The sequence below is a fragment of the Rothia sp. HMSC061D12 genome, from assembly GCF_001836735.1.
In the GTDB taxonomy this organism is placed as follows: domain Bacteria; phylum Actinomycetota; class Actinomycetes; order Actinomycetales; family Micrococcaceae; genus Rothia.
This window is the reverse complement of sequence record NZ_KV830305.1, coordinates 931,525-951,204: the sequence shown is the minus strand read 5'-3', so window position 1 is coordinate 951,204 and position 19,680 is coordinate 931,525. Positions and strand designations below refer to the sequence as shown.

At 59.6% G+C, this 19,680-nt stretch carries 15 protein-coding genes; 10 read left to right on the top strand and 5 right to left on the bottom strand.

From position 1 onward, the window contains the following. Window positions 1-169: 169 nt before the first annotated feature. The 3 genes from HMPREF2682_RS03685 to HMPREF2682_RS09460 form a co-directional block, all read right to left on the bottom strand. Window positions 170-2,236: a TPM domain-containing protein gene (locus HMPREF2682_RS03685; RefSeq protein ID WP_070831537.1), complete on the bottom strand. Its 2,067-nt coding sequence runs from the start codon at window positions 2,234-2,236 to the stop codon at window positions 170-172. A gap of 253 nt (window positions 2,237-2,489) precedes the next feature. Then, window positions 2,490-4,895 (bottom strand): non-ribosomal peptide synthetase subunit, encoded by a 2,406-nt coding sequence (locus HMPREF2682_RS03680; RefSeq protein ID WP_070831534.1) that lies wholly within the window; start codon window positions 4,893-4,895, stop codon window positions 2,490-2,492. A 302-nt stretch (window positions 4,896-5,197) separates the two neighbouring features. Next, complete coding sequence (locus tag HMPREF2682_RS09460) at window positions 5,198-5,365, bottom strand: hypothetical protein (protein ID WP_168165097.1); 168 nt, start codon at window positions 5,363-5,365, stop codon at window positions 5,198-5,200. A gap of 380 nt (window positions 5,366-5,745) precedes the next feature. Here HMPREF2682_RS09460 and HMPREF2682_RS03675 point away from each other — a divergent pair, with 380 nt between their 5' ends. Next, window positions 5,746-7,059 (top strand): S1C family serine protease, encoded by a 1,314-nt coding sequence (locus HMPREF2682_RS03675; RefSeq protein WP_070831532.1) that lies wholly within the window; start codon window positions 5,746-5,748, stop codon window positions 7,057-7,059. A 178-nt stretch (window positions 7,060-7,237) separates the two neighbouring features. Here HMPREF2682_RS03675 and HMPREF2682_RS03670 read toward each other — a convergent pair whose 3' ends face one another. Together HMPREF2682_RS03670 and HMPREF2682_RS03665 are read right to left on the bottom strand one after the other, a co-directional pair. After that, complete coding sequence (locus HMPREF2682_RS03670; protein ID WP_070831529.1) at window positions 7,238-7,885, bottom strand: uracil-DNA glycosylase family protein; 648 nt, start codon at window positions 7,883-7,885, stop codon at window positions 7,238-7,240. A gap of 1 nt (window position 7,886) precedes the next feature. Then, window positions 7,887-8,354, bottom strand: a complete 468-nt coding sequence (locus tag HMPREF2682_RS03665) for a tRNA (cytidine(34)-2'-O)-methyltransferase (RefSeq protein ID WP_070831526.1) — start codon at window positions 8,352-8,354, stop codon at window positions 7,887-7,889. 160 nt (window positions 8,355-8,514) lie between these two features. Here HMPREF2682_RS03665 and HMPREF2682_RS03660 point away from each other — a divergent pair, with 160 nt between their 5' ends. From HMPREF2682_RS03660 to hpf, 9 genes are all read left to right on the top strand, one after another. Further along, a complete protein-coding gene (locus HMPREF2682_RS03660; RefSeq protein WP_005505352.1) occupies window positions 8,515-9,762 on the top strand; it encodes a cysteine desulfurase family protein in 1,248 nt (415 codons plus the stop codon). 193 nt (window positions 9,763-9,955) lie between these two features. Continuing rightward, window positions 9,956-11,170, top strand: coding sequence for a tRNA 2-thiouridine(34) synthase MnmA (gene mnmA / locus HMPREF2682_RS03655; protein ID WP_070831523.1), 1,215 nt, complete (start codon window positions 9,956-9,958; stop codon window positions 11,168-11,170). Between the two features lie 74 nt (window positions 11,171-11,244). Beyond that, window positions 11,245-11,643 carry a chorismate mutase gene (locus HMPREF2682_RS03650; protein WP_070634482.1) on the top strand — a complete coding sequence of 133 codons (399 nt, stop codon included), beginning with the start codon at window positions 11,245-11,247 and terminating at the stop codon, window positions 11,641-11,643. Window positions 11,644-11,710: 67 nt separating this feature from the next. Further along, window positions 11,711-13,015, top strand: a complete 1,305-nt coding sequence (locus HMPREF2682_RS03645) for a uroporphyrinogen decarboxylase/cobalamine-independent methonine synthase family protein (protein ID WP_070831520.1) — start codon at window positions 11,711-11,713, stop codon at window positions 13,013-13,015. 55 nt (window positions 13,016-13,070) lie between these two features. Beyond that, complete coding sequence (gene mtrA, locus HMPREF2682_RS03640; protein WP_012903206.1) at window positions 13,071-13,772, top strand: MtrAB system response regulator MtrA; 702 nt, start codon at window positions 13,071-13,073, stop codon at window positions 13,770-13,772. A gap of 34 nt (window positions 13,773-13,806) precedes the next feature. Next, window positions 13,807-15,561, top strand: a complete 1,755-nt coding sequence (mtrB, locus tag HMPREF2682_RS03635; RefSeq protein ID WP_049354275.1) for an MtrAB system histidine kinase MtrB — start codon at window positions 13,807-13,809, stop codon at window positions 15,559-15,561. Window positions 15,562-15,819: 258 nt separating this feature from the next. After that, on the top strand, window positions 15,820-17,526 hold the full coding sequence (locus HMPREF2682_RS03630) for an LpqB family beta-propeller domain-containing protein (RefSeq protein ID WP_049354277.1): 1,707 nt from the start codon (window positions 15,820-15,822) through the stop codon (window positions 17,524-17,526). A gap of 40 nt (window positions 17,527-17,566) precedes the next feature. Continuing rightward, window positions 17,567-18,469 (top strand): ComF family protein, encoded by a 903-nt coding sequence (locus HMPREF2682_RS03625; protein ID WP_239662328.1) that lies wholly within the window; start codon window positions 17,567-17,569, stop codon window positions 18,467-18,469. A gap of 209 nt (window positions 18,470-18,678) precedes the next feature. Further along, window positions 18,679-19,320, top strand: coding sequence for a ribosome hibernation-promoting factor, HPF/YfiA family (gene hpf, locus HMPREF2682_RS03620; RefSeq protein ID WP_012903212.1), 642 nt, complete (start codon window positions 18,679-18,681; stop codon window positions 19,318-19,320). Window positions 19,321-19,680: the final 360 nt, after the last annotated feature.

The following is a 19,680-nucleotide window of genomic DNA, read 5'->3' as shown; positions in this document are numbered from 1 at the left end:
ATGCTGTGAAAATGATGCACGCCTGATTTCTGCAACCTAAACTTTTGGTAAATTGCCTCGGGTGCTTTCCGACTGGGGAAGAAAGCGGTGAGGTAAGGCTACGCACCCCGCCGGTCAGACTGTAGAAAAACCTACAGAAACCGACCGGCAGGAACGTTAGTGGAGGGGGTTAGAAGCTGCCGCCGTCACCGCCGCCGCTACCCCAATCGCCGCCTCCGCTGAAGCCGCCGCCCCAGCTGCCGCCGCTACTACCGCCACTGCTGTGGCCACCGCTGCTACCCCAGCTACTCGTGCCGGAGTTAATAGCGGTCATCAGAGCGCCCAGCAGCAGGCCCTTCGCCAGGTCTCCACCGAAGCCGCTACCGCCGCGGTCGTTCTGGTTGTTGTAGTAGTTGCCGACCTCGCTCTGAGCGCGGTTCTGCGCGTCGGTCGCCTTCTGAATCGCCATGTTGGCTTCCTTCATGGCGTTCAGCGGATCCGAAGAAGCCAGGCGCTGAGCCTGACCCAGGTGACGCTCCGCCTCAGAGACAGCGGTCAAAGTCATCGGACCCACCGCGGCGCGGCGGTTATTGATGTAGCTACGCGCGCCGTTCACCGCAGCGTATGCGGAACGCATCGTACGATCCAGGTTCTGCGAAGCCGCGCGAGAACGCTCGCGGGTAGCACGCATATTCGTCATTGCCTTATCCAGCTCAGCGGAGAGCTGACGCAACTGGTTCGCCAGAGTCAGCGGATCATTCGGGCGAGCCGAAGCGCTCTGGTTGACCTGGTTGAGCACCGCCTCCATACCGGCGGCGACCGCACCCAAATCATCGCGACGCTGAGACGCCGCGAGGCTCTTCGCCTCAGCCACGTCACGCTGAATGCTCAGCAGGTCGGTGCTCAGACCCAGCTGAGCCTGCTCCAGCTCCTGCGCGCGGGTATTCACTGCCGCACCCAGCGCCTGAATCTGCGAGGCGGCTTCCTCAGCGGTGCGCAGGTGAGCAACCGCCTCCGAACGGGCAGTAGCAACGGTAGCCTGAGCCTTCTCAACCTCAGCAGCGCACAGCACCATGTTCGAGTCCAACAGGGTGGGAGTCTTCGAAATGGGCTCCAAGGCGCTGGGCAGGTAACGTTCCTTCAATGCGCGGTACTGGGCGGCAATCTCCTCCACCGAGGCACGCAACTGCGGCAGACGCTGAGCCAGAGCCTCAATAGCCTGCGGTGCCTCCTGCTCCAGGTTGCGCAACTGAGCCAGCTTAGCGTCCTGCTCCTGAGCAATGCGGGTGACTTCCTGAGAGTTATCAATAATCTCAGTCAACCAGGCACGCTGCTCAGCCTCAGTATCCGGGATGCTATCGGTCAGAAGCTGCTGACGCTGGAAGGACTTACGCATCAGATCCTCAGCGCGCGCAATCTCCTGAGCGAACTCGGCGACCTGCTGGTCAGTGTACTGGGCACGCGCAAACTCCAGCTCCTGCTTCGCATGGCTCATCGTGGTATCAGCCTGCAGCAGGGCGCTACCGGCGCGGGTACGCAGCTCCTCCAGCGGAACCTCGGGAATGGGGGAGTAGTTACGAGGCGCGCCGTAGGAACGCTGCGGCTGCTGCTGAGCGTTCTTCTTCTTGCGGCGGCGGTACATCGCGTAACCGCCGGCACCAACAGTCGCTGCCGCACCCACACCGAGCACACCGGTCACCACGCCAGAAGAGCTACCGCCCTTCTGAGCCTCGATACCCTCAACCGCGGCAAGAGCCGCACCCGAATAATCGCTATTCTGCAGCTTCGGCTTGATGTAGTTCTGGTACACCTTCGTCTGCTGATCGCTCGACAGGGTCTTCGTGCTACCCGCCAAGAAATACGCCTGGCGAGTCTCAGTAGCAATCACCAGCACCACATCGGCAGAACCCCAGTTGTTCTTGGTAGCCAGCGCCTTCGTCCAGCTCGAAGAAGTAGACGGGTTCTCAAACTTATCGATAACCACCACGTGCAAATCCACGTTGTGCTTCTTCGACAGAGCCGAAATCTTAGACTTCAGGGTAGCGGTATCACCCAAAGAGTTCGTGGAATCATACACGGTGGTGCCCGTAATCTGCATCGGGTCAGCAGCCTGCGCCGACGTGCTCAAAAATGCAGAACCAGCCGGCAAAACCACCGGTGCACAAGAAAGACCTGCCGCCAGCACTGTGGCACCCAAGATAGTGCGCAGGCGAGGGCGTGCGGGACGAATCTGACGCGCAAAGGCGTGCTCGGTCATGGTCTTTCCTCCGTTGTCGTGAAGTATGAACGGACCGGCACTTCACGGCGTGCTTGTTCATCGCACACCTTAGTGCTGGTCACATTATTAGTGTAGCGGTGGCACAGGGGCACAACGGCACAGATACGAGAATATTGCGCCGCTGTTTGCCACCCGTTTACCGACTTCCCAGGCTTTATACAGGAAAGCCGGTATACAGGAAAGCCGGGGTCCAGCCTCATGCCAGACCCCGGCTCACCGGTTATTCAGTCAATTAGCGCCGACGCGCAATCTTCAGATTGCTCATCAGATGCTCCACTACCTCCGCGGCGTCAACATCGTGGATACTCTGTGCTATGCCGTTCACCACCTGCACCCGCGACGACGAGGCGAACATCCAGCCCAAGAACTGCACCGTATTCAGCAACCTAGAACTGCGTTCTGCCTGCTTCCGCATCTGTGACCACAGGATTCGCGGGACCGGCACGTCACGGCCCCTATACTCCCGGGAGCTAGCGCGAGCCTCCAGAAGCTCCGCGAGCGCCTCAATATTTTCGGTCAGCTCCTTCAAATCCTCATCCCCGGCAGAGGGACCGACGTAATACCTCTCAACCAGGCTCAAAGGCATGTAGCCGCTACAGCTACTCACCCACGCCAGCTTCAACCGCAGATTCTGCAGGCGAAGCACCTGCTGCAGAAGTCGCGAATGGGTACGCAATACCGACAGCGGCATGGGAGATAACTTCATCTCTTCCGAAAGCAGACCTTCGAAGGAGCCTTCCCCGGAAAACGCCTTATACGGATCCGAGACGCCCGTCAGAAGCACTGGTCCCTCGTAGTGAACGAACGCCAGAACCTCGGGAACACTCGAGAGAGAACGGATGCGCTCGCCAATGGTCGGCAAATCCTCTCCATCGGGGGCGTACTGTTCGCGGCTGAACATCAACGTCTGGATAGGCTGCTCGGCAAGGTCGGGCGAGTCATGAGCAAGCGCCCGCAAATCGGTCACAACCTCCGCCAGAACGCCCTCCTGCTCAACCTGCAGAAGCTCCTCCAGAAGCTCAATGACAGCGTTCGCCTGCAAGCTCAAGACCGCAGCGCAGAACTCCGCATCCTGAAGCTCAAGACGCACCTTCTCCAGGCGCTCTTCCAGCGTGGACTGCACGCCCTTGAGCTCAAACTCGCTCAGCTGCTCAGGGCGGAGCATACGGTGCGTACCATCATCGCCGGAACGGTAGAAGAGCTCGCTAAACTCCAACGTAGACTGCACGCCCTTCAATGCCCGCTCTCGCAACTCGGGCAGAACGTCACAGGCGACTTCGGTCATCTCATTCCAGAGCTTGCCCTCATCAATCTTTGAATCCTTACGGGCCGTCTTCTTCCAGGTCTCGGCAAGCTGCATAGCGCGGTCAAACTCGCTCAGCTCCACAAAAGCCGCCAGCTTCTGGGCACTCTCACGCAGATAACGCACCGCGTACAGGCGGTCGCTCAAAGAATCCGGGAGAGTATCCTCCAGCAGACGCCAACGGAAGGTACGCTCAAAGCACTCCTCCGTCAGGCTGATGACGGCGGCGCTCAGCGAGAGCGCATGATCGCGGGCAAAAGCGAAAGAGCCCGGAGCCTCCGCCAGACGAGGAAGGGACGTGTAGAACTCCAACGCCCCGCTCAGCTTCAGTCGAGACTTCCGAATCGTCTCTTCCAGCTCGGCGGCAAGCACCGCGCGGTCAGCCTGGGCAGTCTCCTTGAAGCTGTGTAGCGGGGAAACCTGCGCACGCTCCAGCGTCTGCAGGTTCATGACCGCACGCATGAGGTAGTTCTCCAGGATCCTGACCTGCTCCCAGCGCTGACGCTGATTCAGCGGAACATGATTCTCCTGCGTGCCGACCAACAGATGCTGCGGCACACCGCTAATCGACGGCAACGCAAAGACCTCATCCTCAGATTTACTGGCAGAAAGCACCATGGGGTAGCGGCTGCGCTGTGCGTTCTCTAGAGGGGGAATGAGCTTGAAGTTGGTGCTCAAAGAGAATGGGTCGGAGGGTGCCGGGTTACTCTTGGGAGTCTGCTGGGCGGCCTCCTGTTGCGGGCGCTTTTCAGGCTGCGCCGGGGTGTTCTGGGGCATGCTCTGTTGCTCCTGACTTTCTGCTGAATGGGTTTCTGCTGAATGATTTTGCGCGGTTGAAGAACTAGACTCGCCACCTACCTGCATTGGCTCCAACGGCGAAGGTGCAGCCACCGGTTGCTGAGGAGGCTGAGGCGCCGCCACCGGCTGCTGAGGAGGCTGAGGCGAGGTCGCCTGAATCTGCTGACTCTGCTGAGCCTGCTGAGCACTATTACCGGGCTGTGCCGGCTTCGGCTGGTAGTGCATCGGGTAGCTCACCGCGCCCTGTACTGGTTGCGAAGGAACCTGCTGAGGGGGTACTTGCTGTGAAGGCTCCTGCTGAGGTGGTACCTGCTGATTCATCGCCTGGTTCTGTTGCTGTTGCAGTACCTGCCGCCTAATCTCACGCGCACGACGGCGCGAAGGGCTCAACGACGCGAAAAACGCTACCGCCGCGCAGATTAGAACAAATATAAGCAACGCATACAGGCGGGTAGCGCCATCCAAAGAAGATGCCACCGCCGCAGGCATGACCGGTAGCGCACCCACTAGAGCGAAAACAGCAGAAATAATCCTCATGACTTCACCATAACCCAGCTAAATCCCGGGTGCTCGCAACGCCGTTGCCTTACCGCATACTAAAAGGGAAGTAGCCGGGGGACCGGGCGCTCTCCACCAGCGCTTCCCGCATCTGCGCCAAGGTTAAAAGACGATGCGGCGTGCGCCCTCATGTAGGGGCTCACGCCGCATCAATCATCACTCAACTCACTATCACACCCGGGCCGGTCCTCACACCGACCCTTCGGACATACTGGGGATTCTCGCCCCTCCCGGTGCAGGGCTCTCATCTCCCGCCCAGGAAAACTATCAAACTCTATACGCTACCTACCGGCAGTCAGTGCGTGGGTAGCCATCTGCTGAGTCAGCTCGGAGGCCTTTTCCGCACGATGACGGCGGTACACCATTCCCGAGCAACACGCCACAATACCCGCACCAATACCGATGGAGCTTGCCAAGATTGCACAGAAAATCAGGGTTCCGATCATCATGGGTTTCTCCTTTGCCTTTGTCCTTTGCCTTTGTTCTCGGCTCTATGTGTCTTCAACATTACGGAGCAACCCTGTGTTCAAGCTGTGTACCAAGAAGCGTCAGACTGTGTAAACCGTGGAGAAAAACTGGGCGCTTTAAAAGAGAAACCTGAGAGTGACGAAAAATAGCGAACAAAGCCCCAAAATAAACTAGCTGCCGGGTAAATCGCAGGGCATCTCAGACCAGCGAATCAGTTGCCGATGAAAGGGTGCGAGGAAAATTCCCAGGGAACTCCCCGATAACCAACAGCGAAAAGATATAGAACGCCATGAAACACCCTCTACAGTAGAAAGATAGCGTGCGCCCAGGGTGACGCATACGCACGACTCTAGGAGAACTCATGACTCAAAACAACGGATGGTCTTACGGCGGCAATGACGGCGTCACGGATGTAACCCGTCCCCTGCAGAACGTGAACGGACAGGCAGGCTACCAGCAGAATCAGAACGCATACCCGCAAGCATATGCTTCTCCCGGCTACACCTACCCCCAGGCCGCTGCCGCTCAGGTCGCTTCGGCGCAGTCTGCACCCCAGAACACCGATAACAACAAGCGTTACGGCGCCGGTGTTGTGCTCACCGCAGCTCTGCTCGCAGCCCTCGTCGGTGGCGGCGTCGGCGCGGGCGTCGGAGGCGGCATCGCAGCATCAAACAACAGCTCCTCCAGCGCTTCCTCGCGCGGCTCCGTGAGCTCCAATATCAGCAACTCCTCCACCGTGGCAGGCGTAGCAGAAACCGCGAAGAAGGTCCTGCCCTCTACCGTGACCATCGTTGCTTCGAACGGCTCCTCCTCCGGCGGCGGTAGTGGCGTTATCCTCGACAAGGAAGGCCACATCCTCACCAACCACCACGTGGTCACCCTCGAATCTTCCAGAGAAGCATCCACCATTGAGGTACGCCTGAGCGACGGCACCGTACGCACCGCAACCGTAGTGGGCCTGGACTCTGCCGCTGACCTGGCGGTCCTGAAGATTAACCCCTCCGGCCTGGACCTGCAGCCCATCACCTGGGGTGACTCCTCCAAGCTGGTCTCCGGCGAGGTAGTGGTTGCCCTCGGCGCGCCGTATCGTCGTAGCGAATCGGTAACCTCCGGCGTGGTCTCAAACGCAAACCGCGTGCAGCCTGCCGATGCGAAGGGCCAGAACTACATCCCCATGGTTCAGGTTGACGCTCCCATCAACCACGGTAACTCCGGCGGCCCGCTGGTGAACCTCAAGGGCGAACTGGTCGGCATCAACGCGCAGGGCCAGGCAAGCCAGGACGGTGGCACCGCCGACGGTATGGCGTTCTCCATTACCTCCAACTACGCCAAGCGCATCTCCTCCGAAATCATCGCCAAGGGCAAGGCAACCCACGGCTACCTGGGTGCGAGCGTGAAGAACAGCCCCGCGGACACCGGTTCGGGCTCGTCCAAGCTCATCCCCGGTGGCGTTGAAATTGCCTCGGTAGAATCTAACAGCCCCGCCGCGAAGGCAGGCCTGCGATCCGGCGACGTCGTAATCGAAGCCGACGGTCACGCCGTGACCAAGAGCGAAGAGCTCAACGGTACCGTACGTGCCGCAGCGGCAGGCTCTGATCTGAAGCTGAAGGTCAAGCGCGGCTCCTCCACCCATGACATCACCGTGACCCTGGGCGACGCCGACAGCCAGAAGTAAAACGCACTCTGCCTCTGAACAGGTAGAAATACGGTTGGGAACCACCCGCTCAGCTGTCTCTAGCGTTCCGCAAGAGCGCAACATGGCGTACACAAAGAAGCTCCCACCCCATACGCGGGGTGGGAGCTTTCTTTCGTTAGTACAGCAAACTGTATTGGCGTTGCAGATTAGGGGCAGGTTAGAGGCCCTCGAGAACCTCACCCACGCGCTTCTGCAAAGCCGGGACAACCTCCTGCTCGAACCACGGGTTCTTCGCCTGCCACCTAAAATTCAGCGGCGAAGGATGCACCAGCGGCAGAAACTTCGGAAGATAAGATTCCCACGCACGAACCGTCTCCGTCAGGTTCTTCTGTGCTTTCGGGGCGTGCACACCATCCAGGTAGTGCTTCTGAGAGTATGCCCCCACCAGCAGAATCAGCTGAACGTTCGGCATGAGCTCCAGAAGCTGCGGATGCCACTTCGGCGCGAAATCCTTACGCGGCGGGTTATCGCCGTGCGCGCCCTTACCCGGGTAATAGAAATCCATCGGTAGCAGCGAAATCAGGTCTGGGTCATAGAACTGCTCATCCGTCACGCCCATCCACTCGCGCAGCTTCACACCGCTCGGATCATTCCACGGGATGCGGCTCTCCTGCGCGGCACGCCCAGGCGCCTGACCAATCACCACAATACGAGCATGAGGGGATGCCGAATAGACCGGCTCCCAGCCCCGCTCCGTGAACTCCCTATTTTGCGGATCCAAGCGAATCTGCTCAGCCAGGGGAGGGGCGGTCTCTAGAATCTGCTGAACCAGGTGCTCCGGCAGATTATGGTGTGCTGTAGCCATGCTAGATGGCGCCTCCTTCAAAACCGTTCTGACGCCATGCCTCAAAAATCGCAATGGACGCAGAATTAGCCAGGTTCAGCGAACGACGGCCCGGCTTCATCGGGATCTTGACGCGCTCAGCCACATGCGGGTCCTGCTGAACCTCAGCGGGCAGACCCACCGACTCCGGACCAAACATGAACACGTCACCGGGACGGTACTCAATATCCGCATACGACGTCGAAGCAGTCGTCGTGAACGCAAAAACACGCTCCGGAGCCAGAGCCTCCCACGCATCCTCAAGGGTCTCATGCACCGTCACCACCGCCAGGTCGTGATAGTCCAGACCCGCACGGCGCAGATGCGCATCATCAAAATTAAAGCCCAGCGGCTTCACCAGGTGCAGCTCAGCGCCAGTAATCGCCGCCAAACGGATAGCGTTGCCGGTATTGCCGGGAATCTCAGGGGTATAGAAAAGAATCTTGAACACGTTCCTAAGTGTACCGCGCAGCTCCCGAGCACCCCTTGAGCGTCCCGGGGGAGTAGCGCTCGCCGACCCAGCCGCAGGTGAACACGCCTAGAAGAGCGCGGATAGAGCGCGATAAAATAAGCGAGGCGGAAAACCGCCCAACAACCCAGCAGGAGGAGCCATGAGCGCAGAAACCAACCGTCAGAACGGCCGCGTCTACCTCGACCACGCCGCCACCACCGACGTACTGCCCGCCGCCATCGACGCCATGGTCGAACAGATGCGCAACGGCGGCAACCCCTCCTCCCTGCATGCCGTAGGACGCGACGCCCGCGCCACCGTCGAATACGCCCGCGAACGCATCGCCCGCGCCATCGGAGCCGACCCCGCCGAGGTTATTTTCACCTCCGGCGGCACCGAAGCGGACAACCTCGCCGTCAAAGGCATCTACTGGAAGCGCCGCGAAGAAGACCCGCAACGCACCCGAATTCTCGTCTCCTCCATCGAGCACCACGCCGTGGAAGAAACCTGCGAATGGCTCGAAAAGGCAGAAGGCGCGCAGCTCGAATGGATCCCTGTAGACGAGCACGGTAGCGTCAACCCGCAGACCGTCCGCGAACTCATCGAAAAGAACCCCGAGGACGTCGCGCTCGTAACCGTCATGTGGGCGAACAACGAGGTCGGTACCGTACAGCCCATCCCCGAGATCGCCGCCATCGCCGCAGAATACGGTATTCCCGTGCACTCGGACGCGGTGCAGGCATTCGGCGCGGTGCCCATCGACTTCCACGCCAGCGGGGTGGCGACCCTGGCAATCTCCGGCCACAAGATTGGCGGTCCCATGGGCATTGGTGCGCTCGTTGCAACCCGTGCCGTGCAGATGACCCCCGTCCTGCACGGAGGAGGCCAGGAACGCTCCGTACGCTCCGGCACCATCGACGCGCCCGCCATCGCAGGATTCGCAGAGGCCGCCGTGCACTCGGTCGAGAACCTCCCCGAGGAATCCGCCCGCATCGCCGCACTACGTAACGAACTCGTCGCGGCTATCAGCGCGCTCATCCCGCAGGCGCACCTGAGCGGCGAAAACCCGCTCACCGAAGAATACCCCGGCCAGAAGCGACTGCCCGGCAACGCCCACTTCACCTTCGAAAACGCCGAAGGAGACACCCTGCTCTTCCTGCTGGACATGCAGGGCATCAGCAGCTCCACCGGCTCCGCCTGCAACGCCGGGGTGACCCGCCCCTCCCACGTGCTCATGGCAATGGGCATGGACGAAGACACCGCCCGCAGCGCCCAGCGCTTCACCCTCGGCCACTCAACCACCGGCGCCGATATTGCGCGCCTCATCGCGGCACTACCCGCTGCCTACGAACAGGCCGCGAAAGCGGGATTGTCCTCGCAGCTGCCGGATGCCTCCCGCTGGCACTAGAAAACCAGAAGAGAAGATACCAACCCGCTCTCAGCCTGCAATCTCAGCGTTCGCTGAGGGCGGGCTGAGGGTGCACTGCCCAATATCCCGCCGAGCCCCTGCGTACAATGGATAGCTACAGTAACGGAAAGCGCGCCCACACAGGGCACGCTCCGAATGTTCCTAGAGGCTCAACACAACAGAAGGATAGGCAGTGAAAATTCTTGCAGCTATGAGTGGCGGCGTTGACTCCGCAGTCGCCGCAGCCCGCGCCGTAGACGCAGGACACGAAGTAGTCGGCGTTCACCTCGCCCTATCCCGCATGCCCGGCACCCTACGCACCGGCTCCCGCGGCTGCTGCACCCTCGAAGACTCCATGGATGCCCGCCGCGTCTGCTCCCAGCTGGGCATCCCCTTCTTCGTCTGGGACTTCTCCGAACGCTTCAAAGAAGACGTCGTCGACGACTTCATCTCCGAATACGAAGCCGGACGAACCCCCAACCCCTGCATGCGCTGCAACGAAAAGATCAAGTTCGCCGCGCTACTCGAACGCGCCCTCGCGCTCGGCTTCGACGCCGTAGTGACCGGCCACTACGCCCGCGTCATCACCACCGAAGACGGCAACCGCGAACTGCACCGCGCCGCCGACTGGGCTAAAGACCAGTCCTACGTGCTCGGCGTGCTCACCCACGAACAGCTCAAGCACGCCTGGTTCCCTCTGGCGGACACCCCCTCCAAGGCGCAGGTGCGCGCGGAGGCGGCAGAGCGCGGCTTCTCCGTGGCGAAGAAGCCGGACTCCTACGACATCTGCTTCATTCCCGAAGGTGATACCCGCGCCTGGCTGGGCGACCACATCACAATGCGCCCCGGACTCATCAAAGACACCCACGGCGAGGTACTCGGCGAGCACCCCGGCGCGCAGGCGTACACCGTGGGCCAGCGCAAGGGCCTGGCTCTGGGCCGCCCCGCCGCCGACGGTAAGCCCCGCTTCGTGCTGGAGGTGCGCCCCAAGGAGAACGAAGTCATCGTCGGCTCCCGCGAGCTGCTTGCCGTGCACGAAATCCGCGGTATTCGCGCCACCTGGGCTGGCGTGCCCGTGGAGCAGGCGGCACGCTTCCTGGAAGAGCCCGCACAGGCGGGCGCCCGTAGCGAAGAGTTTGAGGTGACCGCACAGGTTCGCGCGCACGCCGACCCGGTCCGCGCCAAGGCGTACATGACCTGGGCACCCGACCCCGAAGCTGAAGAAGAAGGCGCACTGCGCCTAGAAACCGTAGTGCGCCTGCTGGACCCGCTCTCCGGCCTGGCACCGGGCCAGACCATGGTGCTCTACCAGGGCACCCGCGTGCTGGGCCAGTCCACCATCGCCCGCGCCTACTCACTGGACCGCGAAGATATTCAGGAAACCCTGAGCGCCAACTCCCAGCGATAGACACCCCGCGGATTGCCCCAACCACACCGCAACCGCATCGCATAGAAGACCACAAACGATCTGAGGAGAAACCGATGACCGCCGAGAACACGTCCTGCGAATTTGACCCCCACGCCACCTCCATGGGCGATGAAGTCGCACCGGAAGTCTACGAAGAGCTCTTCGCCATGCGCCGCTCCATCGACAACTTTGACGCAGCGCTGGTGCACATCCTCGCGGAGCGTTTTCAGGCAACTAAGCGCGTGGGCATCCTGAAGGCTAAGCACAACCTGCCCGCCGGCGACCCCGGTCGTGAAGAGGCACAGATCGCTCGCCTGCGTGCCATGGCGAAGGAATCCAGCTTGGACCCGGAGTTCGCGGAGAAGTTCCTGAACTTCATTATTTCTGAGGTGATTCGCCACCACGTGCGCATCGCAAACGAGCAGGCTGAGCAGGACGGCGAGGCAACCGAAGCTGAGAAGTCCGAAGGCTAGTAACGCGCTACTTTCGCGTCGCTACGTTTGAATTTGTACGTTATCTGATCCCTCTGGATAAACCCCTATGCCCGCTCATTCTTCCAACCGCCAGGCTGCCCGCACCGAACCTGTGCCGGAGCGCCTGCTCCTGCCCGGTGAGTACCGCGCCCCCGAGGGGGACGAGCTGACCGAACAGGACCTCGCCGCGCTCGCCACTGAGCGTCCGCTGGTGCGCGCCAGCGGTCTGGGTGATTTTCCCGGTGACGATTTGGGCGAAGCGATGTCCCGCGTGGAGGGCGAACTGGGATCCCCGCATCTGCCGTTCCTGCCGCACCTTTCGGCGTTGGGTTGGAAGAGCACCCCGCTGGCACGCACGCTGGCGATGTGCGAGGGGCTCGCCTTTGACGGCGCCTCGTTTGGTTGGCGCATGGTGCATAGCGGCGGCAGGGGAGCGCGCGAGTCTGCCCTGGCGCAGGACCGCCTGCTCTCGGACATTAACCTTCTGGCTGATCGCGTGGGCGCGCAGAAAAAGCGTTTTGGCTCCGGACAGGACACCGCCCCGGTGTATAAGATTCAGCTGGTCGGCCCGCTGACCCTTGCCGCGAGCATCTATCTACCCGGCGGTGAGCGCGCTATCAGCGATGCCGGTGCGAACCGTGACCTGCTGGAGTCTTTCCTGGAAGGCCTGGAGCGCTGGGTGGAGTCTCTGCGTGAGGCCCTGCAGGCTCCGCGGGCGCTGATTGCCGTGCAGCTGGATGAGTCGGAGTTTCAGCGTCTGCTGGAGGGCTCTATCCCTACGGTGAGTGGCTTCCGTTCGTTGCCTTCGCTGCAGCCTCACTATTATCAGCAGGTGTACCGCCGTGTGGCGGAGCGATTCGCGGAGCTGAACCTGCAGCTCATCCTTGATGTGGACGGCACCGCGCTCAAGCCAGTGCAGGAGCTGAAGCTGCTGAGCCAGGCGCGTCCTACCCTTGATGCTTTGGCACTGGTAAAAGCTATGCAGGTTGAGGGCGCCGCCCCCTGCGCTTTGCTGTTGCACCCTGATCGCGCCCGCCTCAAGGGGCCCGGCACGCTGCAGGTTCCGCCGCTGAGTGACCCTCGTTCATGGGAACCCGTGGCGCAGCTTCTGGAGGCGCAGGCTCAGCTGTGGCTTCCGGTGGTGACCTCTGCGCGGGTGCCGGATCAGGTCCGCCGCCTGCATAGCCTGTGGCGTGAGGTTGGTCTTGAATCTGCCCAGCTGAGCGCGGTGGGTTTGATGCCTGATGAGCGTATTCAGCGGGGTTCCGCGTCTGCTGGGGCGGCTTCGGGTACGGTGAGTGTGCTGGATGCCACGGCTTCCCTGGCTCGTGTGACAGAGTGTGCCCGTGCTTTGGCTGAGCGCGCGGTATGATTAGAGAATCAGCATTTTTATGTAAGTATTTACGACATTTCTTTAGGGAGGTACTGTGAGCGCTAGCGATGCACACACCATTTTGGTGGTTGATGATGATGATGCTCTGGCGGAAATGATTGGCCTCGTGCTCGCGCAGGAGGGTTTCAACGCCGTTTTTTGCGAAAATGGTGCACGCGCTTTTGAAACTTTTATGCGTTCCACTCCCGATTTGGTGCTTTTGGATTTGATGCTTCCTGGCATGAACGGTATTGAAGTGTGCCAGCAAATTCGTCGTTCTTCTAATGTGCCGATTATTATGTTGACCGCTAAAAGCGACACTGAAGATGTTGTTAAGGGTCTTGAGGCTGGCGCTGATGATTACATTGCTAAGCCTTTTAAGCACGCTGAATTGTTGGCGCGTATTCGTACCCGTTTGCGTCCGCGTGAGAGCCGCCAGCTGGTGGTGTCTATTGGCGATATTGTCATGGATATGGACGGCCGTACCGTCAAGTACCACAGCACTGAGGTTCCGATGACTCCTCTGGAGTTTGACCTGTTGGCTGCGCTGGTGCGCCACCCGGGTCAGGCGTTGAGCCGTCAGGAACTGCTGGATATGGTCTGGGGTTACACTGATGTGAGCGATTCGCTGGTAAACGTGCACGTCCAGCGTTTGCGCGCTAAGTTTGATGAGCTGGGTGCGGATCGTTTTATCCAGACGGTCCGTGGCGTTGGCTATAAGATTCCGACCGAGCTGGTGGGATCTTCCGGTAGCTAATCGGAACCTATTCATAGGCGAAGGGATAACCTGATTGTCTGTTGCGAAGTCGAGCCATGAGCACGGCGCTTTGACGGCGGAGGCGGTAGCCTCCGCCTCTTCGCGTACCCGCACTTCCAAGCCGCGTAAGGCGAAAAAGCAGAGTAGTAGGAGCCTGATGCAGCGCGCTCAGCGTCTATGGAAGGAATCTCTGCAGTTCCGTGCCTTGGGCACTGCAGGCATCATGATGTTCCTGAGCTTCTTGATGGTGGGTTGGTCCTTGTCGAGCCAGATTGCGACGAGTCTTTTTGAGAATCAGAAGGGTCAGGCGCTGGCGGAATCGGAGAGTGGTTTCCGTAACGTTCAGAGCGTGCTGGACTCCTCTGAGGCCCGTAGTGACAGCGAAATTCGCCGTAATGTGAGCCGTACCCTGACCGTGCTGGATGCAGGTAGTTCGGGTAAGCGTAATTGGATTCTTGTGCCTTTGGAGGGTCAAGGTAAGCAGGGTTTTATTCCTGAGCAGAGCAGTAATAATTCTTTGAATTCTTCGAGTATTCCGAATGATTTCAAACAAACTGTTCGCGATAAAGAAGGTATTTTCTGGCAGACGTCTACGGTGACTACTGTCGAAAATAATCGTGAGCGTACCTATCCGGTGCTTATTGTTGGTACACATATTTCTATTTCTCAGAACCCTAATTACGGTTTGTTCCTTGTGTACGATATGACGGATTCTTCCGCCACGATTGCGCATATTAACTTTGTTCTTTTTGGTGGTTTCTGCGCGCTGCTTGCTGTGGTGCTTTCTGTGGTGTGGATTGTGACTCGTTTTGTGGTCCGCCCGATTACGCAGACCGCTATTACGGCAGAGAAGCTGGCTGCTGGCGACCTGGATCAGCGTGTGTCTGTACACGGTGAGCATCAGGCGGCGCGTCTGGGCTATTCCTTCAACCTGATGGCTGACTCGCTGCAGGAGAAAATTGTTCAGCTGGAGCGCCTGTCGACTCTGCAGCAGCGCTTTGTGTCTGACGTGTCGCATGAGTTGCGTACTCCGCTGTCGACGGTGCGTTTGGGTACTGAGCTTCTGTACGATACGCGTGACGAGATGGAGCGCACCCAGAGCCGCACCGTGGAGCTTCTGCACGATCAGGTGGATCGTTTCCAGTCGATGCTTTCTGACCTGCTGGAGATTTCTCGTTTCGATGCCGGTAGCGCAATGCTGACCATCGACACTGAAGACTTCATGCGTGTGCTGTCGAATATTCTGCAGGAGGCTCTGCCGCACCTGGAGCGCACGAATACTAAGCTGAACGTGCATACGAGCCATGAGAGCATCATGGTGGATATGGACCGCGTGCGTATTGAGCGTGTGCTCCGTAACCTGCTGTACAACGCGATTGAGCACGGCGAGTCCCGCCCGATTGACGTGTACGTGGGTGCGAATGCCACGAACCTGGGTGTTGCGGTGCGTGACCACGGTATCGGTCTGTCTGAGGATGAGGCTGTTCAGGTGTTCAACCGTTTCTGGCGTGCTGATACTTCCCGTAAGCGCACCCTGGGCGGTACGGGCCTGGGTCTGTCGATTGCTGCTGAGGATGTGCGTCTGCACGGCGGCACGATTGAGGCGTGGGGCGAGAAGGGCCGCGGTGCCTGCTTCACGATAAACCTGCCGCTAATTCACGGTGCGCCTTTGGGCGAGTCGCCGGTTTTGGTGACGGGTGAGCCTGAGGTGAGTGCGCATCGTTCGGCGACCGCGAAGGATACGCTGCCCAATATTGCTCCTCGAGCGAATATTGAGGATGCCCTCTAAAGGTCGGTAGGAGAGGGCTCCGGTTCCTGCCTAAAGCATCCGTCATAGAGCGGGGGATTGGGGCCGAGGATTGGGATGGGTGTGATTGTATTTGCGCTTATCCTTGCGTATTTGCACTGTTCACCCAGTACAATCAATGCAGATATATTTTCACGGTGTTGCTATTTCGCCGTGGTTATCTTTTCACCGTGTTGCGATGGCCTGCAACGGTAGTTGGTGATTGTTTGTCTTTGTTCGTAGAGGAAGGTTAAGACCTCCATGGCTCACAGGGCTATTGTTTCTCGACGCGCCGCGCTGTCTTGGGGTGCGGTGTCTTTGGCGACGCTCGTGAGCTCTTGCGCGGGTCTTCCTTCGAATGATCGAGTGACTCAGCACAGCAGCGGTCTGGACGTGAAGAGCGTGAATACTTCTCCGGCGCGTGCGCCGGGACCGCTGGCGGGTGCTACCCCCGAGGCGATTATTGAGGGCTTCGTGCGTGCTGGTGTGGACAGCATCGAGAATTATGCTGTGGCGCGCCAGTATTTGAGTTCTTCTTTTGCACGCCGTTGGAATCCTATGGGTACGACTCGCGTGTACCGTAATACGGTGCAGCCTCGCAGTGACGATAGTGGAGCTGCCGAGGGTACCTACCATGTGCGTTTCCAGCAGACGGCGACTGTGAATAGTCAGGGTATTACGAGCACCTTCCCGGAGGCTCAGACTGAAACTCAGGACTTCACCATGGTTATGGAAGATAACCAGTGGCGTATTAGCTCCTGCCCGGATGGTCTGTGGCTGGATGGTGCCGAGTTTGAGCGCGTGTTTAGCCCGTGCCGCCTGTACTTCTACGATCGTGCGTTCCGTTATGCTGTGCCGGATATTCGTTGGTTCCCGCATACGGACCGCTATTTTGAGTTGCTGGTGCGTACGCTGATGGCTGGCCCGGCCTCCTACCTGAAGGATGTTGCGTTCTCGGCGTTGAACGAGTCGATGAGCCTTGAGACGGCGACCATGAGCGATAACCAGGATGTGCTGGTTCGTCTTTCGGGTGAGCACCTGGACGATAACCGTTTGGCGCGTGTGCGTGAGCAGATTATGCACGGTTTGGAGAACTTCTCCGGTCTGGGTAAGACCGAGGTGTTCTACAACGGTACTTTGATTCCTGAGAATGCACCGAGCGGCTTTTCTGCGGTGAAGCTGAACCCGGGTGTTCCTGCCCGCACGGTTGCTATTAATTCGAACGGCCAGATGGTGGCGCGTGATGACTACATGAGCAACGCGGGCGAGCAGCTGCTTCTGCGTGGCGTGAGCCAGTTGAGCTCCCCGGCGATGGGTTACACTGCGGATGTTTATGCATGCTTGGCGAATGATGCCGCGAGCCTGTACACGGTGTATCAGGGTACTGCCCGCCGCGTGTGGCAGAGTACCGCTCTGACTGCTCCGAGCTTTGATGCGTACGGTTGGGTGTGGGCTGCCGATGGTACGGGCGTTGTGCGTGCGTTCAAGCCGGACTCTGAGGACGCGAATGAGCGCGAGCGCGGCGTGGATATTGGTCTGTCGTGGCAGCGTAATTTGAGCTTTACGAGCGTGAACGTCTCTCACGATGGTGCGCGCATGGCGATTGTGGCGTCAACTGAGGGTGCGTCGGCTGTGATTATTTCCGGTATTGTGCGTGATGATGCCGGCAAGCCTCTGCGCCTGACGGAGATGGTTCGTCTGAGCTCTTCGGTGACTCCGCGTAATGCCCGTTGGGCTGGCGACCAGAGCGTCGTGGTGGTGAACGTGAAGAACGGTGAGTCTGAGGTGATTTCCCTCAGCGGTGAAGAGACGAAGCTGGACCGTCTGGATGGCGTGATGACCATTTCGACGGCGGATAATACGTCGAATATTATTGCCCACCGTTCTGACGGTTCGTGCTACCTGATGGAGGAGCGCGGCTGGATCCGTCTGGATACGACTCTGCACGAGATTAGTTACGCCGGTTAGCCTCGGGCACCGGGTATAGCGCGCGGAAAGGTTGCTTTCGGTGAGTTCAGAACAGCGTGGTTTGAACGAGCCCGTGAACGGGTCCCTGAGCAAGTCTCTGACCGGGCTTGCGGGTGCTCTCAAGAGCGCCGGCGGGTCTTTGGGTGAGGTTCTGATGCCGCGTACCTGCCCGTGCTGTGCGGTGCCGGTTGCCTATGGTGCAGGTTCGCCGCTGTGCGAGGCGTGTCTGCCGCAGCTGCATTCGGCGTTGGCTCGTGTGGAACAAGTACAGGTTCTGCAGCCTCTGTCTTCTGGCGACTGCGCTACTGGCGGAGGTGCCCCTGAGGTGCGTGCGGCATCCCGTTATGAGGGAATCATGCCGCGTGCGCTGTTGGCGTTGAAGAATGCCGGCCGCACCGATTTGTTGCCCCTGCTGGGCGAGGGTTTGGCGCGTAGCGTGTATGAGTTGCTACGCGCTCGCCGGGAGGAGCTTCAGGCTGAACCCGGTTCTTCTGCGCCGGTTGAGATTCTGTTGGTTCCGGCACCGTCGTCTGCGCAGAGTGTGCGCCGCCGCGGCTATGCGCCGGCGAATCTTTTGGTGCAGGAGGCGGTGCGTCAGCTCAATCGGCGTTTGCCTGCCTCGGTGCGGGTGCGCGCTGTGGACGTTATCGGGTACGTTCCTCGTAAACAGCGGGGGAGTGGCGCCTCCATTATTTCTGATGCGATTTCCGGTGCGCAGAACGAGCAGAAGGGCCTGGGTGCTGTGGGTCGTGCCGAGCGGATGCACGGTGCCTTGCGTGTCATGGAGCCCGCCCTGTGTGCGGGGCGGGTGAGCATTATCTGTGATGACGTGGTGACGACCGGTGCGACTGCCTCCGAGATGGTGCGCGTGCTGCAGGAGGCGGGTTCGCGGGTGCTGGGCGTGTGCGCCGTGGCGGCGGTACCGAAAAAAGCTCAGATGTAGCGTTTCTTGTAGTTAGTTGCAAGAGATACACGATTTTTAGCTGTTAAAGTTCGCAGACCGACGAATAGCTATTATTTGGGCTAAATATTTGTCATATCTAGTGATATAAACCATGTTTCGTACTAAAATAAATACAAGGGAACGGCATTGGAGTCGAACCCCCGTACCGGGTCCAACCGGACGCGGTATAAGCCCCCAACCTGGAGGGAATGATCGTGGAAGTCAACATCTACGGCCGCAATATCAAGGTCACCGAACGCCTGGAAGAATACGTGAACGACAAGGTTCAGAAGTTCGCGCAGCTCGGCGATAACGTGAAGGACATCGACGTCAAGTTCAGCAAGGACGGTCACCTGGGTGGCGAGTCCATCCGCGTTGAGATTACCGTTGTTGGTACCGGCCCTGTCCTCCGTTCCGAAGCCCAGGGTCACGACAAGTTCGCGGTCTTCGATGAAACCTACGGCAAGCTCCTGGAGCGTCTGCGCCGTGCACGTGACCGCCGCAAGCTGCACAAGCGCGGTGGCAAGCACCCCGTCTCCGTGGCGGACGCTACCGGCTCGATTCCCGTGGTTACCGAAGCAATTACCGAGATTCTGCTACCGGATGTTCCGGTTGAAGAAGCAGCATTCGACAACAGCGAGGTTACCCTCGCCGACGAAGCCGCATCTCCCATCGAGATTCGCCACAAGAGCTTCAAGGGCGAGCGTCTGACTCCCGCAGAAGCTGTTGACCGTATGGAACTGGTCGGCCACGACTTCTACCTGTACATTGACAGCGAGACCGGCGCACCGGCTGCGGCATACCGCCGTAAGGGTTGGAGCTACGGCATCATTACTCTGGATAACGAGTAAAACTAACGTACCTGCTGACTGCTGAGACGTAAGCCCCTTGGGGCCTATAGCTCAGCAAGCAGGCTCAAGACCCGGGTGGTCTGGGAACACACACCGTGTTTCTCCAGGCCCCCGGGTTTTTCTTTGCCTTCCACACATCTGTTTCTTTAGACGTTCCTTTAGACGGATGGGGCGGCTCCGCCTCAACCGGAAGGTGAAAGATTCGAGCGTCACCAAATGTCACCTCGTGGGCGCACAGCGTAAAAAAGAGCTCGGACGGGCGAATTAGGCGGCTCTGCCATACAATATGTAGGAAGGCCTCACCGCGCGCACTTTCGCGCGCCCTTGGTGAGGGTACCGAAACAAGCAAGGAGTAGAAGC

Bases quoted from the DNA above. Each gene is read 5' to 3' on its own strand.
- HMPREF2682_RS03685 (WP_070831537.1), bottom strand. From the start codon at position 2,236: ATGACCGAGCACGCCTTTGCGCGTCAGATTCGTCCCGCACGCCCTCGC.
- HMPREF2682_RS03680 (WP_070831534.1), bottom strand. From the start codon at position 4,895: ATGAGGATTATTTCTGCTGTTTTCGCTCTAGTGGGTGCGCTACCGGTC.
- HMPREF2682_RS09460 (WP_168165097.1), bottom strand. From the start codon at position 5,365: ATGATGATCGGAACCCTGATTTTCTGTGCAATCTTGGCAAGCTCCATC.
- HMPREF2682_RS03675 (WP_070831532.1), top strand. From the start codon at position 5,746: ATGACTCAAAACAACGGATGGTCTTACGGCGGCAATGACGGCGTCACG.
- HMPREF2682_RS03670 (WP_070831529.1), bottom strand. From the start codon at position 7,885: ATGGCTACAGCACACCATAATCTGCCGGAGCACCTGGTTCAGCAGATT.
- HMPREF2682_RS03660 (WP_005505352.1), top strand. From the start codon at position 8,515: ATGAGCGCAGAAACCAACCGTCAGAACGGCCGCGTCTACCTCGACCAC.
- HMPREF2682_RS03650 (WP_070634482.1), top strand. From the start codon at position 11,245: ATGACCGCCGAGAACACGTCCTGCGAATTTGACCCCCACGCCACCTCC.
- HMPREF2682_RS03645 (WP_070831520.1), top strand. From the start codon at position 11,711: ATGCCCGCTCATTCTTCCAACCGCCAGGCTGCCCGCACCGAACCTGTG.
- HMPREF2682_RS03630 (WP_049354277.1), top strand. From the start codon at position 15,820: ATGGCTCACAGGGCTATTGTTTCTCGACGCGCCGCGCTGTCTTGGGGT.
- hpf (WP_012903212.1), top strand. From the start codon at position 18,679: ATGATCGTGGAAGTCAACATCTACGGCCGCAATATCAAGGTCACCGAA.